12 protein-coding genes are annotated in these 20,035 nt (G+C 71.2%); 7 read left to right on the top strand and 5 right to left on the bottom strand.

Features of this window, described 5'->3' with window-relative positions; translation table 11 throughout:
• The first annotated feature begins 247 nt into the window (after positions 1-247).
• Positions 248-2,659 carry a glycoside hydrolase family 3 N-terminal domain-containing protein gene (locus ACIBQ6_RS46290; RefSeq protein WP_397219050.1) on the top strand — a complete coding sequence of 804 codons (2,412 nt, stop codon included), beginning with the start codon at positions 248-250 and terminating at the stop codon, positions 2,657-2,659.
• Positions 2,646-3,671: a substrate-binding domain-containing protein gene (locus ACIBQ6_RS46285; protein ID WP_358292575.1), complete on the top strand. Its 1,026-nt coding sequence runs from the start codon at positions 2,646-2,648 to the stop codon at positions 3,669-3,671. The genes ACIBQ6_RS46290 and ACIBQ6_RS46285 overlap by 14 nt, the downstream gene beginning before the upstream one ends.
• Here ACIBQ6_RS46285 and ACIBQ6_RS46280 read toward each other — a convergent pair.
• The 5 genes from ACIBQ6_RS46280 to ACIBQ6_RS46260 form a co-directional block, all read right to left on the bottom strand.
• Entirely contained in the window at positions 3,658-5,214 is a 1,557-nt protein-coding gene (locus ACIBQ6_RS46280) for a PQQ-binding-like beta-propeller repeat protein (RefSeq protein WP_397219048.1), read from the bottom strand. The genes ACIBQ6_RS46285 and ACIBQ6_RS46280 overlap by 14 nt on opposite strands.
• Positions 5,211-6,800, bottom strand: coding sequence for a carboxylesterase/lipase family protein (locus ACIBQ6_RS46275; protein ID WP_397219047.1), 1,590 nt, complete (start codon positions 6,798-6,800; stop codon positions 5,211-5,213). Before ACIBQ6_RS46275 ends, ACIBQ6_RS46280 begins: the two co-directional genes overlap by 4 nt.
• A gap of 127 nt (positions 6,801-6,927) precedes the next feature.
• Positions 6,928-8,262, bottom strand: a complete 1,335-nt coding sequence (locus ACIBQ6_RS46270; protein ID WP_358292583.1) for a xylan 1,4-beta-xylosidase — start codon at positions 8,260-8,262, stop codon at positions 6,928-6,930.
• A gap of 205 nt (positions 8,263-8,467) precedes the next feature.
• Positions 8,468-10,036 carry a carbohydrate binding domain-containing protein gene (locus ACIBQ6_RS46265; protein WP_357979767.1) on the bottom strand — a complete coding sequence of 523 codons (1,569 nt, stop codon included), beginning with the start codon at positions 10,034-10,036 and terminating at the stop codon, positions 8,468-8,470.
• A 165-nt stretch (positions 10,037-10,201) separates the two neighbouring features.
• The gene (locus ACIBQ6_RS46260) at positions 10,202-13,771 is read right to left on the bottom strand and encodes a discoidin domain-containing protein (RefSeq protein WP_397219046.1); all 3,570 of its coding nucleotides are present in this window, start codon (positions 13,769-13,771) and stop codon (positions 10,202-10,204) included.
• Between the two features lie 235 nt (positions 13,772-14,006).
• Between ACIBQ6_RS46260 and ACIBQ6_RS46255 the strand changes: the two genes are divergently transcribed.
• The 5 genes from ACIBQ6_RS46255 to ACIBQ6_RS46235 all read left to right on the top strand — a co-directional run bounded on the left by ACIBQ6_RS46255 (position 14,007) and on the right by ACIBQ6_RS46235 (position 20,020).
• Complete coding sequence (locus ACIBQ6_RS46255; protein WP_358292588.1) at positions 14,007-14,999, top strand: LacI family DNA-binding transcriptional regulator; 993 nt, start codon at positions 14,007-14,009, stop codon at positions 14,997-14,999.
• Between the two features lie 141 nt (positions 15,000-15,140).
• Complete coding sequence (locus tag ACIBQ6_RS46250; protein ID WP_397219045.1) at positions 15,141-16,514, top strand: extracellular solute-binding protein; 1,374 nt, start codon at positions 15,141-15,143, stop codon at positions 16,512-16,514.
• Positions 16,515-16,585: 71 nt separating this feature from the next.
• Entirely contained in the window at positions 16,586-17,506 is a 921-nt protein-coding gene (locus ACIBQ6_RS46245; protein WP_352325894.1) for a sugar ABC transporter permease, read from the top strand.
• A gap of 2 nt (positions 17,507-17,508) precedes the next feature.
• Positions 17,509-18,468 (top strand): carbohydrate ABC transporter permease, encoded by a 960-nt coding sequence (locus ACIBQ6_RS46240; protein WP_358292594.1) that lies wholly within the window; start codon positions 17,509-17,511, stop codon positions 18,466-18,468.
• Positions 18,469-18,502: 34 nt separating this feature from the next.
• Entirely contained in the window at positions 18,503-20,020 is a 1,518-nt protein-coding gene (locus ACIBQ6_RS46235) for a glycoside hydrolase family 13 protein (protein WP_397219044.1), read from the top strand.
• Positions 20,021-20,035 lie beyond the last annotated feature (15 nt).

The raw sequence follows: 20,035 nt of genomic DNA, 5'->3' as shown, positions 1-20,035 counted from the left end.
CGCCGTTGAGTGAACTAGTCGAAACATTTGCGACATGACCGCGCGGCACGTCAATCTAGATTTCGGCCATTACCCTGTCAAGACCTCTGTCGCGGAAACGGAGCTGGGCGGCGGCCGGGCCTGTGTAGTAATCTCGCGCGGGCATCTAGCTGGCTATTCTGCCCCAGTTGCGGCATTGTGCAGGTGGCGGACCCAGCTCCGAAATGTTTCGAAACTTTGCGGCAGAACTCTTGAAGGAGTGCAGTTCATGACGGCTCTAGATCGGACCCCGGCGGATCGGGTCCTCGGTCCGTGGCTGGACCCGGCGCTTCCCGTGGCCGAGCGCGTCGAGGCCCTCCTTCAGGAGTTGACGCTGGAGGAGAAGGTCGCCCAGCTCGGCAGCCGGTGGGTGGGCAACGACATGGCGCACGAGGAGGCGGCCCCCGCCCCTGACCCGGACGGCACGGGCACCCACAACGTGGCCCCCATGCAGGACGTTTTCGCCGCCTCCGGCACCGTGCCCCTGGGCGAGGCCGCCCGGCACGGGCTCGGCCACCTGACCCGCGTGTTCGGCAGCGTCCCGGTGACGGTGGCCGAGGGCGCCGCCGAGGTGGTGCGGCTGCAACGCGAGGTCGTCGGGCTGTCCAGGCTCGGCATCCCCGCCCTCGTGCACGAGGAATGCCTGACCGGTTTCACCACCTACGGCGCCACCGTCTACCCGGCGGCCATCGCCTGGGCCGCCACCTTCGACCCCGGCCTGGTCGAGCGCATGGCCGCGGCCATCGGGCGGGACATGCGCGCCGTGGGCGCCCACCAGGGCCTGTCCCCGGTGCTCGACGTGGTCCGCGACTACCGGTGGGGCCGGGTCGAGGAGACGATGGGCGAGGACCCGTACCTCGTCTCGATGCTCGGCGCGGCGTACGTGCGCGGCCTGGAGAGCGCCGGCGTGATCGCCACGCTCAAGCACTTCGCCGGGTACTCGGCCTCGCGGGCCGCCCGCAACCACGGCCCGGTCCCGATGGGCCGCCGCGAGCTGACGGACATGATCCTGCCGCCGTTCGAGGCGGCGATCACCCTGGGCGGCGCCCGTTCGGTGATGAACTCCTACTCCGACGTGGACGGCGTGCCCGCCGCCGTCGACTCCTGGTTGCTGACCGAGCTGCTGCGCGAGGAGTGGGGGTTCACCGGCACCGTCGTGTCCGACTACTGGGCGGTCCCGTTCCTGGCGACCATGCACCAGGTGGCCGCCGATCCGGCGGACGCGGGCGCACAGGCGCTGGCCGCCGGCGTGGACGTCGAGCTGCCCGACACCCTCGGCTTCGGCGCCCACCTGGTCGAGCGGGTGCGCCGCGGCGAGCTGCCCGAGTCGCTGATCGACCGCGCCGCGCGCCGCCTGCTCACCCAGAAGGTGCAGCTCGGCCTGCTCGACCCCGGCTGGACGCCGGAGGGCTCGGTCGCCGGCGCGCCGGACGTCGAGCTGGACTCGGCCGCCAACCGCGCCCTCGCCCGCGAGCTGGCCGAACGCTCGATCGTGCTGCTCGCCCCCGGGACCGCGCTGCCGCTGCGCGCGGGCCTTCGCCGGATCGCCGTCGTCGGCCCGTGCGCCGACGACCCGCGCACGTTCATGGGCTGCTACGCCTTCCCCAACCACGTGCTGCCCCGCTACCCCGGGCTCGGGCTGGGCGTCGAGGCCCCGACCGTGCTGGACGCGCTGCGCGCCGAGCTGCCCGGCGCCGAGATCGTGCACGAGCCGGGGTGCGCGGTCCAGGGCGGCGACCGGTCCGGGTTCGCCGCGGCGGCCGCCGCCGCCCGCGCGGCCGACCTGTGCGTCGCGGTCGTGGGCGACCTGGCCGGGCTGTTCGGCCAGGGCACGTCGGGCGAGGGCTGCGACGCCGAGGACCTGCGGCTGCCCGGACTCCAGGCCGACCTGCTGGCCGAGCTGTTCGCGACGGGCACGCCGGTCGTCGTGGTGGTCGTCTCCGGCCGCCCGTACGCGCTGGGCGAGGCGCACGCCGGAGCCGCCGGGCTGGTCCAGGCGTTCATGCCGGGAGAGGAGGGCGGCGGGGCGATCGCCGGTATACTGAGCGGTCGTGTCCAGCCTGGAGGCAAGCTTCCCGTGCAGATACCCCGCCATCCTGGCGGGCAGCCGGGCACCTACCTGCAGCCCCCGCTCGGAGCCGACAGCAAGGGCATCAGCAACCTCGATCCCACCCCGCTGTTCCCCTTCGGGCACGGCCGCTCCTACACCTCCTTCGAGGTCGGCGACCTGCGGATCAGCGCGGCCGAGGTCCCGACCGACGGCGAGTTCACCGTCTCGGTCCGCGTCGCCAACACCGGCGGCCGGGCGGGCGACGAGGTCGTGCAGCTCTACCTGCACGACGTCCTCGCCCAGGTCACCAGGCCGGTGAAGCAGCTCACCGGCTTCGCCAGGGTGCACCTCGAACCGGGCGAGAGCAGGCGGGTCTCCTTCCTCGTCCACACCGACAGGACCGCCTTCACCGGGCGCGACCTGCGGCGCGTCGTGGAGCCAGGAGACGTCGAGGTGCTCGTCGGCACGTCCGCCGCCGACCTGCCGTGCCGCGGCGTGGTCCGGCTGACCGGGCCGACGCGGCCCGCCGGCGCGGGCAGGCGGCTGGTCACACCCGTGGAGATCCGAGGAGGAACAGATGCCGGCTCCTAGGCGCGCCACGCTGGCCACCGTCGCGGCCTCGGCCGGCGTGTCCGTCGCCACCGTCTCCAAGGTGCTCAACGGCCGCAGCGACGTGGCTCCGGCGACCCGTTCGCTGGTGCAGTCGCTGCTCCAGCAGCACGACTACGTGCCCGCCACGCCGCGCCGCGGCGAGGCGGGCGGCCCCGCCACGGTCGAGGTGCAGTTCGACGACGACCTCAACGCCTACTCCACCGAGATCATCCACGGCGCCATCGAGGCCGGCGACGAGCTGGAGACGTCGGTCGTCGTCAGCATCAGGAAGAGCCACCAGCGCACCGGCGGCTGGGCGCGCGACCTGGTCGCCGCCGGGCGGCGGGCGCTCATCGTGGTGACCAGCGAGCTGACCGGCGCGCAGCTCGGGGCGCTGACGCGGGCCCGGCTGCCGCTGGTCGTGATCGACCCGCTCAACCTGCCGACCACCAGCGTGACCAGCGTCGGCTCGACGAACTTCGCCGGCGGCCTGACCGCCACCCAGCACCTGCTGTCGCTGGGCCACCGCCGCATCGCCTACATCGGCGGCCCGCCGACCTCGGCCTGCAACCAGGCCCGCCTGCACGGCTACCGCGCGGCGCTGGAGGCGGCCGGCGCGCCCGAGCCGCCCGGCTACGTGCGCACCGCCCACTTCCACTACCAGGACGGCCTGGACAACGGCGCGAGCGTGCTCGACCTGCCGGAGCCCCCGACGGCGATCTTCGCCGGCTGCGACGAGATCGCGCTCGGGGTCATGGAGGCCGCCAGGTCGCGCGGCCTGCGCATCCCGGAGGACCTGAGCATCGTCGGCTTCGACGACACCCAGATCGCCCGGATGGCCTCGCCGCAGCTCACCACCGTGCGCCAGCCGCTGCGCGAGATGGGCCGGGCGGCCCTGCGCACCGCGCTGCGGCTGGCGGCCGGCGAGCGCATCGACTCCCACCACGTCGAGCTGGCGACCGAGCTGGTGGTGCGCGGCTCGACCGCCCCGGCGGCGCCTACGGAAGGCTGAAGGCCAGGAACACCGACCCGTACGGGTTCGGGTACGGCGTGAAGGAGTACCCGGACTGGACGAACAGCATGCCGTGCGACACCACGGCCCCGCCGCCGCCCGAGACGGCCCCGCCGCGCCCGGTCAGGCCGTTGACCCCCTGCACCTCCTGCATGGTGTCGTAGGCCCACACGACCTCGCCGGTGCGCGCCGAGTAGGCCCGCATCTTGCCGTCCATGCTGCCCTCCCAGACCAGGCCGGGCGTGCTGGAGACGGCCGGGGTGTGGCCGAGCCGGCAGACGTCCGGGTACTGGGCCGCGCCGCCGGTGGCGCAGCCGTCGGCCGGGTTGGGCGTCTCCCACAGCAGGTGCCCGGTGGCCGGGTCGAGGGCGAACAGGGTGCCGGGCTGGGCCATGTACGTGGCCACGTACAGGCGCTGCCCGTCGAAGGAGGTGCCCCACTGGACGCCGGACAGGCCGCCGCCGGGCATCGGCTTGGACAGCTGCCGCTGCCAGACGATCTTCCCGGTCCGGGCGTCGAGCACGTGGTACACGCCCGCCTTCTGCCCGATGCCGACCAGGGCGCGCCCGCCCGCCCTGAACAGGTTGGGCGCGGCCCCGAGGTCGAAGTCGAGCGCGGTGCCGTCGGGGAGGTTGGGGCAGTACTCGCGGTCCTCGGGGGTGGGCAGCGAGCACTCCAGCCGCCAGGTGTCCACGTCGGTCATCCGCCGGGTCCAGCGCGGGCGGCCGGTGTCGATGTCCAGCGCCAGCACCGAGTCGTAGTGGCCGGCGCTGCCGGTGTAGTTCTGGCCGGTGCCGACGTACAGGGTGCGGGTGACCGGGTCGAGGGCGGGGGAGCTCCACACGCCGCCGCCCGAGGGGGCGTACCGGGGGACGCCGTTGGGCCAGGTGCCGTCCTGGCGGGCCTTCGGGACGGTGTTGAAGCGCCAGACCGGGCGGCCGGTGTCGGCGTCCATGGCGTCGAGGTGGCCGCGGAAGGTGCAGCAGGCGTGCTCCTTGCCGAGGATGTTCTCGCCGCTGGAGACGCCGACGTAGACGCGGTCGCCGAAGACCAGGGGCGAGCTGGTCACGATCGCCGTGACGGTGTCGTCGAGCCGGCGGGCCCAGGCCAGCCGGCCGGTGCGCTGGTCGACGGCGTAGAACCAGCCGCGCACGTCGCCGAAGTACACCTTGCCCCTGGCCACGGCCGGGCCGTCCTGCACCTGGGTGCGGCCGGTGCCGACGGTGGTCAGGTCGAACTCCCAGCGGGCGGCGCCGGTGGCGGCGTCCCTGGCGTACAGCTTGCCTTCGGGGGAGCCGAAGTACACGGTGTCGCCCACGACGGCGGGCTGGCTGCGCGGCGTGCCGGCCTCCTTGGGATAGGCGAAGGCCCACTTCAGCGCGAGGCCGCCGACCGTGCGCGGGTTGATCGCGCGTTCGGCCGCGTTGTGCCGCCAGCCCAGCGGGCCCTGCTGCCACATGGGCCAGTCGCCGCCGGTCGCCGCCTGCGCGGGCGCGGGGCCCTGCAGCAGCGCGAGGCAGAGCGCGGTCAGCAGCCGGATCATGAGGTCGCCTCCTTGTTCCAGAACGCGCACTGGTGCTGCCTGGCGATCTCCCGCGTCATCTGGCTGTCACCGGCCGGGGCCAGCGACATGACGGCGGGGTCATTGCGGGTGTACCGGGGCCACAGCGGGGTCCCCTCCGCGGTCGGGTCGCCGGTACGGGCGAAGCCCGTCCACTGGGCGACGAGCTGGGCGCCGAAGGAGCGCTGGTTGGCGTCCAGGTCCTTGACGTCGGAGTACAGGAAGGGCGCCTCGCTGATGTGGAAGGCGCCGTTCGGCTTGGTCCGGTCGAGGAAGAACAGCGGCGGCGCGTCGGCGTTGTCCACCTGGAAGGCGTACACCGGGAGGTGCGCGGCCAGCCGTTCGTCGTTGAGCAGCGCCGGGCAGACGGAGTTGCTGTCGGCCACGATCGTCCGGTACGCGATGAACGCCGCCGGAGCGGGGAACCTGGCCAGCGGGTAGCGGGCGAGCACCTCGGGGGCGAGGGGGCCGTACTGCCGGCGGACCAAAGTCTCGTACTCGGCCGGGGTGTTCGCGGCGGGGAGCTGGACCTCGTCGCGGCCCACGCCGTGCATGAGGGCGACCTTGTTGACCTTGCCCCTGGCGAACGCCCGGGACGGCGACATGGTCAGGATGCGGCCGTCCACGATGGGGGCGATCGTCCCGCGGTCCGGGCCGAGCCCGTCGCCGGACTGGTCGAGCAGCGCCTTGACCGGCTTGGCCCGCAGGCACGCGGCCGGGTCGGCGGCCTGCTCGCAGCCCAGCGCGGCGGCGAACCGGCCGCCCTGGGCCTGCGCCTCGGCCTGCGTGGGCAGCTCGGCCTTGCAGTCCTGCGGCTGCCAGAAGGTGTTCACGCCGCGCAGCGAGTTGTACTCGCCGCTCTGCACGATCCCCTTCTCGAACAGGCCCTTCGCGGTCGGCGACGCCGTGTGCGCGCAGACGCTCGACCCGCCGGCGCTGGCCCCGAAGATCGTCACGTTGCCGGGGTCGCCGCCGAAGCGGGCGATGTTGCGCCGCACCCAGCGCAGCGCCTCCTGCTGGTCGGACAGGGCGTAGTTGCCGGCGTTCCGGCCGAAGGCCCGGTGGGACAGGAAGCCCAGGACGCCCAGCCGGTAGCCGACGCCGACGTGCACGACGTCGCCGGCCTTCGCCAGGTAGGAGCCGTCGGAGGGGGCGCCGTACCGGAAGCCGCCGCCGTGGAACTCCACCATGACGGGCAGGTTCCGCGCCCCTTCGGGAGCGGCGACGTTGAGCTTGAGGCAGTCCTCGTCCTCGGAGGGGGAGCCGAGCAGCTCCGCCTGCGGGCAGGGGCTGCCCCGTCCGGTGCCGGAGAACACGCCGGGCCAGGGCGTGGCCCGGCGTGCGGGCGTCCAGCGCAGGTCGCCGACGGGCGGGGCGGCGTAGGGGATGCCGAGCCAGGAGCGCAGGCCCTCGCCCGCGATCCCGCACACCTGGCCCGAGTCGGTGGTGACGGTCGTGCCGGGCGCGCAGGCGGGCGCGCCGCGCGGGGCCGCCTGCGAGGGCGGCGTCGTCAGGCTGAGCGACGCGATCACGACGAGCGCGCTCAGCCCTGGTCGGAGCTTCAACATGCGCAAGTTCCCTCGATGGATTGACACGGGATCTTGCGCATCGTGTCAAGGCGAGTCAGCCGGATCAATGGCGGCCGTCATACCGGACCGCCATCTCGCCCGTGTGATCACCGCGCGCCGCCTCCGGCTAGCGGTCGCTCCACTTGATCTCGTACGGCTTGAGCGTCAGCTCCTTGCCGTCCACCGTCGTGGTGACCTGCTTGCCCGTGGTGTTGACCGCGAGGAGTTGCTTGGGCTGGGCCAGCACCCGCACCCGCGGGTCGGAGGAGGTGACCGGCTCCAGCTCGGCCCCCGCCGGGAACCAGCGGGTGAAGTCGCTCACCAGCTTGCCGGTGGGCATCAGCGCGCCCGTGCGCGGCTCCCACATGCAGGCCCGGCACTCGCCGTCCTTGGCCTGCGGGTTCCAGTACAGGGCGGTGCTCGCGCCGCTCCGGGCGAACTCCATCATCGAGACGGCCTGCACGGCCAGCCGCATGGGCTCGTCCCAGACGGTGCCGTCCTCGGGCACGAAGTACCACTCCGACCACCACACCGGCAGGTCGCCGGTCTTCTCGCGCAGCCACTTGGTGATCGCGCTGAACTTGCCCAGGGCGCCGAACGCGTCGGGCAGCAGCTCGTGGGTCTCGGTGGGGGAGGCGCCGTCCACGACGACGAAGTCGGCGCCCTTCTTGTTCTTGAACCAGTACTCGAAGGCGTCGAGGGCGTGCTGGTTGACCGCTCCCCACGGGCCGCGCAGCTCGGTGTCGCCCTTGCTGTCGCTGTCGAAGCCCAGGTACGGCCCGCCGATCTTGGCGTCCGGACGGACCGCCTTCACCGCGTCGTACACCTTGTTGTACAGCTCGGTGTAGCCCTTGTAGTCCGCGGGCTTCTTGTGGTCCCGCCAGAAGCCCTTGAACTCGTTCCAGACCATGAAGTACTTGACGTCCCGGTAGCGCTCGGCCACGGTCGCCGCCAGCTTGGCGAAGTCGTCGAAGTGCTCCGGGTACGGCGCGTCCTCCAGGTGCTCCTTCCAGGCCGACTCCTCGGTCGGGCCCTCGGGGCCGCCCTTCATCCAGTCGGGGGCGCAGCACAGCGTGATCACGCCGGTGCCGCCGGACTCCCGCATGAAGTTCGTCCGGCTGTCGAGGTCCTCCCAGAAGTACTCGCCCCGCCGCGGCTCGGGGTTGAGCGCCCCGAAGCCCATGATGTGCTGGTTCTGCAGCATCGGCGTCTCGGACAGCGCGCGGGCGACGTCCTGCTCCAGGCGCGGGGTGATGTTGTTGGCGCTGACGCCGGTGTGGGTCAGGCCCCAGCGCGGCCAGTCGGCGTCCACGGGCGGCGGCTTCAGCGCCTCGGCGGTGGCGGCGGGCGAGGACGCCGGCGGCGGCTGGGCGCCGGTGGTCTCCTGGTCGGCGGTGGCGCCGAGGGAGCAGCCGGCCGCGAGCAGCGCCATGGCGGCGAACCCCATGACGCAGGTGGCCAACCGGCCAGAACGCCGCGCCGCCGCCCTCCCGCTTACTGTTGACACCTGAATCCCCACCTGGTCCTCGGCGCTTTTTGCCTAGAGCGTTCCATGCCCCCGCAAACGCGGCAAACCAGTGGGCCGGATTCACAGGCAAGCGTTATCTCGCGGACACGGCGGCGCTTCCGGCGCCCCTGGCGCGCCGGAAGGCCGCCGCGTCCTGTCCCTAGCGGCCCTGCAGGCCCTTGACGTTGTCCCCGAACGTCCAGCCCTTCGAGCCGTCCCAGTTGATCGACCAGGTCATCAGGCCCTTGAGCTGGCCGTTGAAGGCGTTCCAGCCCTGCGAGACCAGCGAGGGGGCCATGTACCCGCCGCCGGCGCCCGGCTGCGCGGGCAGGCCCGGCACCTGCTTGTCATAGGGCACGGTGATCGTCGTGCCCTGGATGGTCAGGCCGTTGTTGAGGCAGGTGGTCTGCACGGTGAAGCCCTGCACGGTGCCGGCGGAGTAGGAGTCGCCGGAGCAGCCGTACATGCTGCCGTTGTAGTACTGCATGTTCAGCCACCACAGGCGGCCGTTGTCGGCGTACTTCTTGATGATCGGCAGGTACGCGCCCCAGATCGATCCGTACGTCACGCTGCCGCCCGTCACGTACGCCGTCTCCGGCGCCATGGTCAGGCCGAACCCGGCCGGCATCTGGGCGAGCACGCCGTCGATGATCCGGATGAGGTTCGACTGCGAGGCGGAGAGCTGGGTGATGCTGCCGCCGCCGGTCAGGCCGGTCTCGATGTCGATGTCGATGCCGTCGAAGTTGTACTTCTTCAGGATCGGCACGACGGTCGCCACGAAACGGTCGGCGACGGCGCTGGAGCCGAGGTCGATGCCGGCCGCCGCGCCGCCGATGGACATGAGGATCGTCGCGCCCGCGGCCTTGGCCTGGCACATCTCGGCCGGGGTGGCGACCTTGACGGTGGCGTCCATGCCGTCCTCCCACAGCACGGTGCCGTCGGAGCGGATGACGGGGAACGCGGCGTTGATCACGTTGTAGCCGTGCGCCTTGATGCGCGGGTCGGTGATCGGGATCCAGCCGAGCGGCGGGTGCACGCCGTTGATCGCGCCGTCCCAGTTCTCCCAGTAGCCCTGGATCACCTTGCCGGCCGGGCGCGGCTTGGTCGGGCAGGTGGTGTCGGTCGGCGTCACGGTGGGGGTCACGGTGGGGGTGACGGTCGGGGTCACCGTGGGCGTGACGGTCGGCGTGACGGTCGGCGTCACGGTCGGGGTGACCGTCGGCGTGATCGTGGGGGAGGCGGTGCCGCCGGGGCCGTCGAAGCTGACGTCGTCGGCGTAGTAGGTGCCCTGCCCGTACCAGCCGTGCAGGAAGATGACCGCGGTGCTCTGGCTCGCGGTGGTCGTGAACGACACGGTGAGCTGCGTGTACGCCCCCGCCGACGACGTCCAGGAGGAGGAGCCGCCGGTCACGCCGAGGTAGACGTAGCTGCCGCGCACCCACGCGCTCAGCGTGTACGTCGTGCTCGGCCGCACCGACACCGACTGGGTGCACTGCGCGGTGTCGGACCCGCTGGCCGCCGCGGCCAGCGCCTTGGTGCCGGAGTGGACCGGGGTGGAGACCACCGACCCCAGCCCGCCGGTGCACGACCACGGCGACAGGGATCCGGTCTCGAAGTCCGGATTGGTGAGGAGGTTGGCCGCCTGGGCGGAGGTCTGGACGACGAGGACGCCCAGTGCCGCCAGGACGGAGGCCAGCAGCACGACGAGGAGACGGCGCGTTCGCTTCATGGTGGACAACCCTTTCGTCGCCCGAGCGCGGGCCCGCGACCAGCGGGTTCATCGGATTATGTAAAGAAACTTTAAAGTTGTCCACGGAGCTTGCATACCATTTGGGTCATATCACGGACGTGCCGTCCGGGCCCCCACGGACCCGGACGGCACGTCGGGACGGGCTCAGTTCACATTGAGGGTGAACGTGCTCGTCGTGTTGCGGATGTTCGTCGCGTTGTCGCTCAGCCGCAGATTGCCGAACGTCGCCGAGCCGACCGCCGGGCCCTGCCCCGGCTCGGGCAGCTCGTTGACCCAGATGCCGAAGCCCGACTTGGCGTCGAAGGCGTCGCCGCTGCGGTGCGCCCCCGAGATCGACACGTTCGTGAACACGGTGTCGGTGACCGGGTTCAGCGGCGTGCTCGGGCTGGAGTAGCCGGTCTGGAACATGATCCCGCTGTAGGTCGGGTCCACGATGTCCACGTCGGTGACCCGGATCGCGGTGAACTTCTTGGACGCGGAGAAGATCCACATCGCCGGGAACGTCTGCTGTCCCCAGAAGTGCCCGCCGGCGCGGACGAGCGAGATGTTCTCGAACTTCGTCTGGCCCGGCCCGAAGTCCCGCATCGGGATGCCGAAGTCCAGCGAGCTGATCGTGATGCCCGAGTAGACCAGGGTGTCGGCGATGTAGGCGTTGCGCACGACGTTGTTCTGGCCGCCGTACACCGCGACGCCCGCGGCCCGCCAGGTCAGCAGCGAGGTGATGTTCTCGAAGACGTTGCCCGACTGGTCGGCGTTGACGTTGTCGATCGCCGCGAACAGCGCGAAGCTGTCGTCGCCGGTGGCCCGGGCCTCGACGTTGGTGATCAGGTTGTTCGTGCTGCCGTTGGTGAAGTTCGCGCCGTCGGCGAAGGTGTTCCTGATGCGCGAGTTCCTGATCGTGACGTGGTCGACGTTCGTGCCCCAGAACATGCAGATCTGGTGCTCGACCCAGAGGTCGTCGATCGTGATGTTCGAGACCTTCGACAGGTCGAAGATCTTGCCGGGGCCGTCGATGCGCGAGGTGTAGTTGCCGAAGTGGGCGAACCCGGCGAACGTCGAGCCGTTCGACGACGCCTCGGTGCGCCAGCCGACGTCGGTGCCGTCCTGGCCCGAGGGCGAGACGAACCTGGTGTACCAGGGGCCCGCGCCGACCACCTTGACGGCCTTGCCGTACACCTGGAACTTGCCCGTCGTCTGGTACGTGCCCGCGGGCAGGTAGACGCCGGTCAGGTTGGCGTCCTGGCGTGCCTTGTCCAGGGCGTTCTGCACGTCCTGCTGGGAGAACCCGGCCGGTACGGCGTAGTGCGCGGGGTCGGGGTTGGCGGCCGGCGAGACCTGCTCCAGGCTGACGAAGTCGATGGCGTAGGTCGTGTTGTTGGCCGGGTCCTTCTGCAGCCTGATCCTGCTGCCCTTGGGGACCGTGGCGTTCAGCATGACGTTGGCCTCGTCGTAGATGTGGCGGGCCGGGCCGGCGCCGGGGGAGTTGCCGGGGCTCGCCTCCGCGCCGTACAGCCAGGCGTACTTCGAGGTCAGGTCGATGGCCTTGTGGAAGGCGCCGTCGACGTAGATGTTCAGGGTCGAGCTCGTGCCGCCGCCGCCCGGGGCGTCCGGGATGGAGAAGCGGGTGACCAGGGTGTTGGTGTCGGCCTTGGTGGTCCACTCGACGTAGGAGCCGTTCTGGCTCAGCGTCACCGCCCGGCGGCCCGACGCCTCGCCGGCCACCGTGCCGACGTCCCTGCTCGGGCCGACGACCTGCGCGCCGCCGCCGGTCACGCCGTCCTCGGCCTCGTAGGTGTCGTACGGCATGTTCGCGCCGCGGCCGACGAAGAGCTGCTGGACGCTGGTGTTGTTGGCCTGCTTGACCGGCAGCTCGTTGGCGTCGTTCGCGATGACGGTCTTCACGGTGTAGCGGCCGCCGGCGGCCGTCCAGGTGCCCAGGGACACGGGGGCGGTGGTGGCGCCGGCCGCGATCGCGCCGCTGTGGGCGCCGGTCAGGGTCCTGACGACCGTGCCCGCCTCGTTCGCGACGGTCAGCGTGACGCCGTGCGCGCCGGCGGCGGAGGCCACCGTGCCCTGGTTCCTGATCGCGACGGAGAAGGCGACCGCGCTGCCGGCGGCCGGGTTGCCCGGCGTCCAGGAGACCGGCGCGGCGACCAGGTCGGAGGTGTCCACCGGCTTGACGACCAGCGGGGACGGGCCGGTGAGGGAGTTGTTGGACTCGTTCTGCTCGATGACGGTCCCGGCGTCGTCGGCCTTGGCGGTGACCGGGTAGCTGCCGGCGTCCCGGGCGCCGATGTTCGCGGTCACGGTCGCCGAGGCGCCCGCGGCCAGCGCGCCCACGTTCGCGGTGGCGACCTTGCCGGCGCCGAGGGAGAAGGCGACGTCGGTCGCGGCCGACGCCGCGTTGCCGGCGTTCCTGACCACGGCCGACAGCGTGACCGCATCGGTCTCCACCGGCGCCTGTGGCGACCAGGACAGCGAGGTCACGGTCAGGTCGGGGTTCGGCGCGGGCACGCCCATGACCTGCAGCTCGGCCACCTGCCCCGCCGGGGCCCCGGTGTTGGCCGTGAACGAGAGCCGCACGTCGGCCACCCGCGCGCCGACCGGCACCGTCACCGTGTTGCCCGAGCCCGGGTCGAACGTGTAGGCCGCCGAGGAGACCAGGTTCGTGAACCCCGAGGCGCCCTGCTCCCTGCCGAGCACCTGGAACGTCTGGGTGCGGGTGCTCCACACGGCGGCCGGGTCCAGCCTGACCACGACCGAGGAGACGTCGGCGTTCGCGCCGAGCTGCACGGTCAGCGTGTTCGGATAGCTGCCGCCCGCGCCCTCCCAGTAGGTCGTCACGCTGTTGTCGTTGGCGTTGGCGGCGACGTAGGTGTGCACGTAGGAGGAGGCGGTGATCGGCTTGCCGGCGGCCAGGTTGGAGCCGCCGCCGCCGCTGCCGACGCGGGTGACGGTGTTGCTGGCCGGGGACTGGTTGCCCGCCGCGTCCCTGGCCTTGACCTGGTAGGAGACCGTCAGCGTGCCGGGCTGGGTGTCGGTGTAGGTCAGCACGTTCCCGGCGACGCTGCCGCGCAGCGCGTTGTTGGCGTAGACGTCGTAGCCGGTCACGCCCACGTTGTCGGTGGCGGCGGTCCAGGTCAGCTTGATCTGCCCGGCGACCGGCTCGGTGTAGGCCAGGCCGCCGGGCGCGGACGGGGCCTGGGTGTCGCCCGAGCCGGGGCCGCGCACCTCGAACTCCGAGACCTGGGCGGCGGGCCAGCCGGTGTTGGCGGTGACGGTCACCCGGACGTACCGGACGGTCGCCGCGGTGAAGGTGATCGTCGCCGCCGGGGCGAACGTGCGCACGGCCGAGGCCGAGAGCGTCGTGAGCGGCGAGCCTTCGGTGCCGCCCTGCACCGTCAGCGTCTGCGTCCTGGACTCCCACGTGGCGGGCAGCTTGAGGACCACCTCGTTCACGCTGACGGCCGAGCCGAGGTCCACCTGGATCCATTGCGGAAAGGCGTTGTTGGCGCTCTCCCAGTAGGTGGCCTGGTCGCCGTCGGTGGCGTTGCCGCCGCCGTAGACGTCGGTGGTGCTGCTCACCGTGACCGGTTTCCCGGCCGCCAGGTTCGGGCCCGCGGCCGCGGCCGGTGGAGCCGTCCAGCCGATCAGGGCCAGGGCGACGGCCACGGCCGCCGCGAGCGGTCGTAAGAGGGAGGGCTTGCGTCTCATGGGGGGTGTCACCTCTCGTCGGGCTGGGAGGGTTGCCCGCACCTTAAGTTGACTCCTAGAAATCCGCAATGTTTCTACTTCGTTTCGCAAATAATCGACTGTCGCGTGATTTCGTGCGCCCGGCGGACGAAGCAGGTCGTGGCCCCTGCGGAAGCGGCGGAAATCCCACCCATCGCCCGCAAGGATGAGCGCAAGCTGTTGCAAGTCTTTGCGGGATTGGTCGTATAGTTTGCGCATGACCCGACGACTCGGAGACGTGGCCAAGAAGGTCGGCATGAGCGAGGCGACCGTGAGCCGGGTGCTCAACGGCAAGCCCGGCGTGTCGGAGGCCACCAGGGAGGCCGTGCTCACGGCCCTCGACGTGCTCGGGTACGAGCGCCCCACCCGGCTTCGCGGCGACCGCGCCCGGCTGGTCGGCCTGGTGCTGCCCGAGCTGCAGAACCCGATCTTCCCGGCGTTCGCCGAGGTCGTCGGCGGCGCCCTGGCCCAGCAGGGCTTCACCTCCGTGCTGTGCACCCGCACGGTCGGCGGGGTGAGCGAGGCCGACTACGTCAGCCTGCTGCTCTCCCAGCAGGTCAGCGGCGTCGTCTTCGCCGGCGGCCACTACGCCCAGGCCGACGCCTCCCACGAGCACTACGAGCTGCTCTACGAGCGCAAACTGCCGACCGTCCTGGTCAACGCCGCCGTCGAGCACCTGGGGTTCCCGCAGGTGTCGGCCGACGACGTGGTGGCCGCCGAGATCGCGCTCGGCCACCTGCGCAGCCTCGGCCACGAGCGGGTGGGCCTGGTGCTCGGGCCGCGCGACCACGTGCCGTCCCGGCGCAAGCTCGCCGCCGTGGCAGGGCAGGTCGATCCCGCGCTGGTCGAGCACAGCATGTACTCGCTGGAGGGTGGCCACGCGGCGGCCGCCAGGCTGGTCGCCAGGGGCGTGACCGGCATCGTGTGCGCCGGCGACATGCTCGCGCTCGGCGCGGTGCGGGCCGTGCGCCGGGCCGGCCTGTCGGTGCCGGCGGACGTCTCGGTCGTCGGGTTCGACGACTCGGCCCTGATGAACTGCACCGACCCGCCGCTGACCACCGTGCGGCAGCCGATCGACGCCATGGGCCGGGCCGCCGTCGACCTGCTCATCGCGCAGATCGACAAGCACGTGGTGCCCGCCGACGAGCTGCTCTTCGACCCGGAGCTGGTGGTCAGAGCCTCGACGGGACGGGTTCGCGGCTCGTCCTGAGAACGTCTTCCGGTGACCTAGTCGTTATCTTGCAACCCTATGTCGAAACATTGCGGACATCTGAGGGATCTGCCATTGTGAGCGCACAGCGGGGCGCCTCACCGTCCCCCGGCTTCGTCAAGCTTCGGAAGGGTCAGATCGATGAAGAGATCGGACTATCGCAGGACTGTGGGGCTGCTCGTGGCGGCAGGCCTGAGCATGAGCGCCGTGGCCTGCGGCAGTGGCGACGACACCAAGCCCGAGGCGCAGGGCAGCGCCTCCGGCGCCGCGCAGGTGAGCATCACCGTCGCCTGCCAGCCCGCGAAGTCCGTCCCCAAGGAGCGGCAGGCCTGGGACGACGACGTGGCCGCGTTCATGAAGGCCAACCCCGGCGTGACGGTCAAGAGCACCGACCAGCAGCCCTGCTTCGACCCCAAGACCTTCGGCCCGAAGCTGGCCGGCGGCCAGATGGAGACCGTGTTCGTGGTGCCGGTCACCAACTACGGCGACGTGATCGCCAAGGGACAGGGCCTGGACATCACGCCGTACACCGGTGAGATCAAGAACTGGAACGACCTGCGCCAGGACGTCCGCGACCTGGTCACCAAGGACGGCAAGGTCTACGGCGTCCCCAACGTCCACTACAGCGTCGGCCTGGTCTACAACCGGGCGCTGTTCACCAAGGCCGGGCTCGACCCCAACAGCCCGCCCAAGACCTGGGCCGAGGTCCGCGAGGCGGCCAAGAAGATCGCCGCGCTCGGCGGCGGCGTCATCGGCTACGGCGAGTACTCCGGCGGCAACACCGGCGGCTGGCACTTCAACCAGGCCCTGTACGGCCGCGGCGGCGACATGGTCTCGGCCGACGGCAGGACCGCCGCGTTCAACTCGCCCGAGGGCAAGGCCGTGCTGCAGTTCCTCAAGGACCTGCGCTGGGTGGACAAGAGCACCGGCGCCAAGCTGTTCAACGCCTGGGAGCCGCTCATGCAGGCCATGGGCTCGGGCAAGGTCGGCATGATGCTCGGCGCCCCCGACGTCGTCACCGACGTGGTCAACAAGTTCAAGGGCGCCGCCACCGACTACGGCATCACCGGCTTCCCCGAGGCCAAGGCGTCGCTGAGCGGCGGCGAGGCGTTCTTCGTCAACCCCAAGGCCACGCCCGAGCAGGCCAAGGCCGGCCTGGCCTGGGTGAACTTCCGCTTCAACACCGTCGACAAGGGCCGCTTCGACTTCGCCCGCGGCAAGTCGCTCGGCAACCCGGTCGGCGTGCCCGACAACGACGTCTACGGCGCCTCGCCCACCGGCAAGGCCATCCAGGACGCCCGCAAGGCCAACGCCACCCTGCCGGTGGAGAACTACCAGCCGTACGTGGACGCCTCGGCCACCATCCCGCCCAAGATGGAGCCGCCGCACGCCCAGGAGCTCTACGCCATCCTCGACGTCGCCATGTCGGCCGTGCTGAGCCGCGAGGACGCCGATGTCGACCAGCTCCTCGCAGACGCCGAGACCAAGGCGAACGCCATGCTCGGCAAGAGCTGAGCGGAACGTGAGACCGGGGCGCCGCGCCCGCCGGCGCCCCGGTACGTCGAGTCGGTGATCGGAGACACCCCATGAGCATTGCGACCGCCGGAGCCGCGCGACGGCCGAGGCCGCCCTCGCCGTTGCGCCGGGCGTTGCGGAGGAACCTGACGGCCTACGGGTTCATGGTCGGGGCGCTGTTCTGCTTCGTCCTGTTCTCCTGGTATCCCATCGTCCAGGAGTTCATCCTCAGCTTCCAGAAGACCGACCTGGTCAACGAGCCGGAGTGGGTCGGGCTGGACAACTTCAGGGCCGCCTTCGCCGACCCGGCCTTCGGGCCCGCGTGGCTGAACACGCTCATGTTCACCGTCCTCGCGCTGGTGCTCGGCTACGGGCTGCCGTTCGCGGTGGCGATCCTGCTCAACGAGCTCCGCCACTGCCGGGCCTACCTGCGGTTCGTGGTGTACCTGCCGGTCATGCTGCCCCCGGCCGTCGCGGTGCTGCTCTTCCGCTGGTTCTACGACCCCGACGTCGGCCTGTTCAACCAGATCCTCGGCTTCTTCTCGCTGCCCGGACTCAACTGGATCTACTCGACCGACACCGCGCTGCTCTGCCTGGTGCTCGTCTCGACCTGGATGAACATGGGCTCGGCGACCCTGATCTACCTCGCCGCGCTGCAGAACATCCCGCCCGACCTCTACGAGGCCGCCGAGCTCGACGGCGCCGGCGTCTGGAAGCGGATCAGGCACATCACGATCCCGCAGACCCGGCTGATCCTGCTGCTCATGCTGATGTTGCAGATCGTCGCGACCATGCAGGTCTTCATCGAGCCGTACCTGCTCACCGGCGGCGGCCCGGAGAACGCCACCGCCACCGTCGTCTTCCTGATGTTCCAGCAGGCGTTCACCTACAGCGACTACGGCGCGGGCGGCGCGCTGGGGATGATGCTCATGGTCGTGCTGCTCGCCTTCGCCGCCGTGCAGCTCCGGCTGACCCGCGAGGAGAAGGGCTGACCATGTCGAACGCCACCCTGCGACGCCCCGCCGCGCCGCCCTCGCCAGGTCGCCGGGCCAGGAGACGGCCGCCCAGGCGCATCGAGGTGCAGTTCCGCACGATCATCTCCCCGCACCAGCTCAACAGCCGGTGGGGACGGCGGGTCTACTGGACGGTCCTGGTCGCGACGGTCGTCACGTTCACGGTCGTGTTCCTCCTGCCGATGTACTGGATGATCACCGGCGCGCTGAAGTCGGCCGAGGAGTTCGCCCAGGTGCCGCCCACGCTCTTCCCGAAGGAGCTGAACTTCGGGAAGTTCCTGGAGTCGTGGGAGCTGTTCGACATCGGCACGCTGCTGAAGAACACCGTCCTGTACGCCGGCGGCGGCTGGCTGATCACCATGTCGGTCGACGTCGCCGCCGCGTACGCGCTGTCGAAGCTGCGCCCGGCGTTCGGCAACGTCATCCTCGGCGCCATGCTGGCCACGCTGATGATCCCGCCGATGGTCGTGCTCATCCCCACCTATCTCGCCATCCACGACGTGCCGGTCCTCGGCTGGGACCTGCTGAACAACCCGTGGGGCCTGTGGCTGCCCGCCGCGGCCAACGGCTTCAACATCTTCCTGCTCAAGAGGTTCTTCGACTCCATCCCCCGCGAGCTGCTCGAAGCCGCCCAGATCGACGGCGGCGGCCCGTTCCGCATCCTGTGGTCGGTGGTGCTGCCGGTCTCCCGCCCGATCCTCGGCGTGACGTCGATCTTCACGATCGTCACCTCGTTCAAGGACTTCATCTGGCCGCTGCTCGTCATGAGCGACAGCGAGAAGATGACGCTCAGCGTGGGCCTGGCCCAGACCGCCGGAGCCGTGTCGCAGGACCAGGTCATGGGCGGCCTGGTGATCGCCAGCATCCCGACCGTCATCGTCTTCTTCATCTTCCAGCGGCACATCATGGCGGGACTCACCGCCGGCAGCCTCAAGGGCTGAGTGCCTCCACCTATGGCAAGGAGTTGTCTTCAGCATGTCCGAAACGTGGTGGCGGGGAGCCGCGATCTATCAGGTCTACCTGCGCAGCTTCGCCGACGGCAACGGTGACGGCGTGGGCGACCTGGCGGGGCTGCGGGCACGTTTGCCGTACCTGTCGGCGCTCGGGGTGAACGCGATCTGGCTCAACCCCTGGTATCCGTCGCCGCTGGCCGACGGCGGGTACGACGTGGCCGACTACCGGGACATCGACCCCGTGTTCGGCACCCTGGCCGAGGCGGAGGAGCTCATCGCCGAGGCGCACGCCCTGAACATCAGGATCATCATCGACGTGGTGCCGAACCACAGCTCGACCGCGAGCGCGTGGTTCCGGGAGGCGCTGCGCGACCCGTCCGTGCGCGACCGGTTCTGGTTCCGGGACGAGCCCGGCGAATGGCAGTCGATCTTCGGCGGCCCCGCCTGGACCCAGGTGCCCGACGGCCAGTGGTACCTGCACCTGTTCGACCCCGGCCAGCCCGACCTCAACTGGACCAACCCGGACGTCCACCGCGAGTTCCACGACGTGCTGCGCTTCTGGTACGACCGCGGCGTGGACGGCATCCGCATCGACTCGGCCGCCCTGCTCGCCAAGCCGGACGGCCTGACCGGCTCGTACGAGGACCTGGACGAGGTCCACGACGTCTACCGCAGCTGGCGCCTGATCAACGACGAGTACGACGGCCGCGTCCTGGTCGGCGAGGTCTGGCTGCCCGACCAGGAGCGCCTGGCCCGCTACCTGCGCTCCGACGAGCTGCACACCGTCTTCAACTTCCCGTTCCTGGCCTGCCCCTGGGAGTCCGCCGGGCTGCGCCAGGTGATCGAGCAGACCCTTGCCACCCACGCCCCGCTCGGCGCCCCGCCCACCTGGGTGCTGTCCAACCACGACGTCGCCCGCGTCGTCACCCGGTACGGCCGCGCCGACACCTCCTGGGACCACGGCGACCGCAGGGACGGCGCCCCCTCCGACCTGGAGCTCGGCTACCGCCGGGCGCGCGCGGCGGCGCTGCTGGCCATGGCGCTGCCCGGCGGCATCTACATCTACCAGGGCGAGGAGCTGGGCCTGCCGGAGGTGGACGACATCCCGGACGAGCTGCGCCAGGACCCGATGTGGCGGCGCTCGAACCACACGGTGAAGGGCCGCGACGGGTGCCGGGTGCCGCTGCCGTGGTCGGGCGACGAGCCGCCGTTCGGCTTCGGCACGGCCACGCCGTGGCTGCCGCAGCCGGACGCCTGGAACAAGCTCACCGTCGAGGCCCAGACCGCCGACCTGGGCTCGATGCTCAACCTCTACCGGGACGGGCTGCGCATCCGCGCCGAGCGGCTCGGCGACGGCACGCTCACCTGGCTCGACCTCGGGCCCGACGTGCTCGCCTTCACCCGGGACTCCGGTCTGACCTGCGTGGTCAACCTGGGCGCCGACCCGGTGCCGCTGCCCGCCCACGGCACGGTCCTGCTGGCCAGCGGCGCCCTGGACGGCGACCGCCTGCCCACCGACACGGCGGCCTGGCTGGCCTGACACCGCCCCGGCCCG

This window comes from Nonomuraea sp. NPDC049655, from assembly GCF_044465465.1.
Taxonomy (GTDB): domain Bacteria; phylum Actinomycetota; class Actinomycetes; order Streptosporangiales; family Streptosporangiaceae; genus Nonomuraea.
The sequence above is the reverse complement of the archived record's forward strand: the minus strand, read 5'-3'. Positions and strand labels throughout refer to the sequence as shown.

Coding starts and splice junctions, on each gene's coding strand:
- ACIBQ6_RS46245 (WP_352325894.1), top strand. CDS start 16,586: ATGAGCATTGCGACCGCCGGAGCCGCGCGACGGCCGAGGCCGCCCTCG.
- ACIBQ6_RS46250 (WP_397219045.1), top strand. CDS start 15,141: ATGAAGAGATCGGACTATCGCAGGACTGTGGGGCTGCTCGTGGCGGCA.
- ACIBQ6_RS46275 (WP_397219047.1), bottom strand. CDS start 6,800: ATGTTGAAGCTCCGACCAGGGCTGAGCGCGCTCGTCGTGATCGCGTCG.
- ACIBQ6_RS46235 (WP_397219044.1), top strand. CDS start 18,503: ATGTCCGAAACGTGGTGGCGGGGAGCCGCGATCTATCAGGTCTACCTG.
- ACIBQ6_RS46240 (WP_358292594.1), top strand. CDS start 17,509: ATGTCGAACGCCACCCTGCGACGCCCCGCCGCGCCGCCCTCGCCAGGT.
- ACIBQ6_RS46290 (WP_397219050.1), top strand. CDS start 248: ATGACGGCTCTAGATCGGACCCCGGCGGATCGGGTCCTCGGTCCGTGG.
- ACIBQ6_RS46255 (WP_358292588.1), top strand. CDS start 14,007: ATGACCCGACGACTCGGAGACGTGGCCAAGAAGGTCGGCATGAGCGAG.
- ACIBQ6_RS46280 (WP_397219048.1), bottom strand. CDS start 5,214: ATGATCCGGCTGCTGACCGCGCTCTGCCTCGCGCTGCTGCAGGGCCCC.
- ACIBQ6_RS46265 (WP_357979767.1), bottom strand. CDS start 10,036: ATGAAGCGAACGCGCCGTCTCCTCGTCGTGCTGCTGGCCTCCGTCCTG.
- ACIBQ6_RS46260 (WP_397219046.1), bottom strand. CDS start 13,771: ATGAGACGCAAGCCCTCCCTCTTACGACCGCTCGCGGCGGCCGTGGCC.
- ACIBQ6_RS46285 (WP_358292575.1), top strand. CDS start 2,646: ATGCCGGCTCCTAGGCGCGCCACGCTGGCCACCGTCGCGGCCTCGGCC.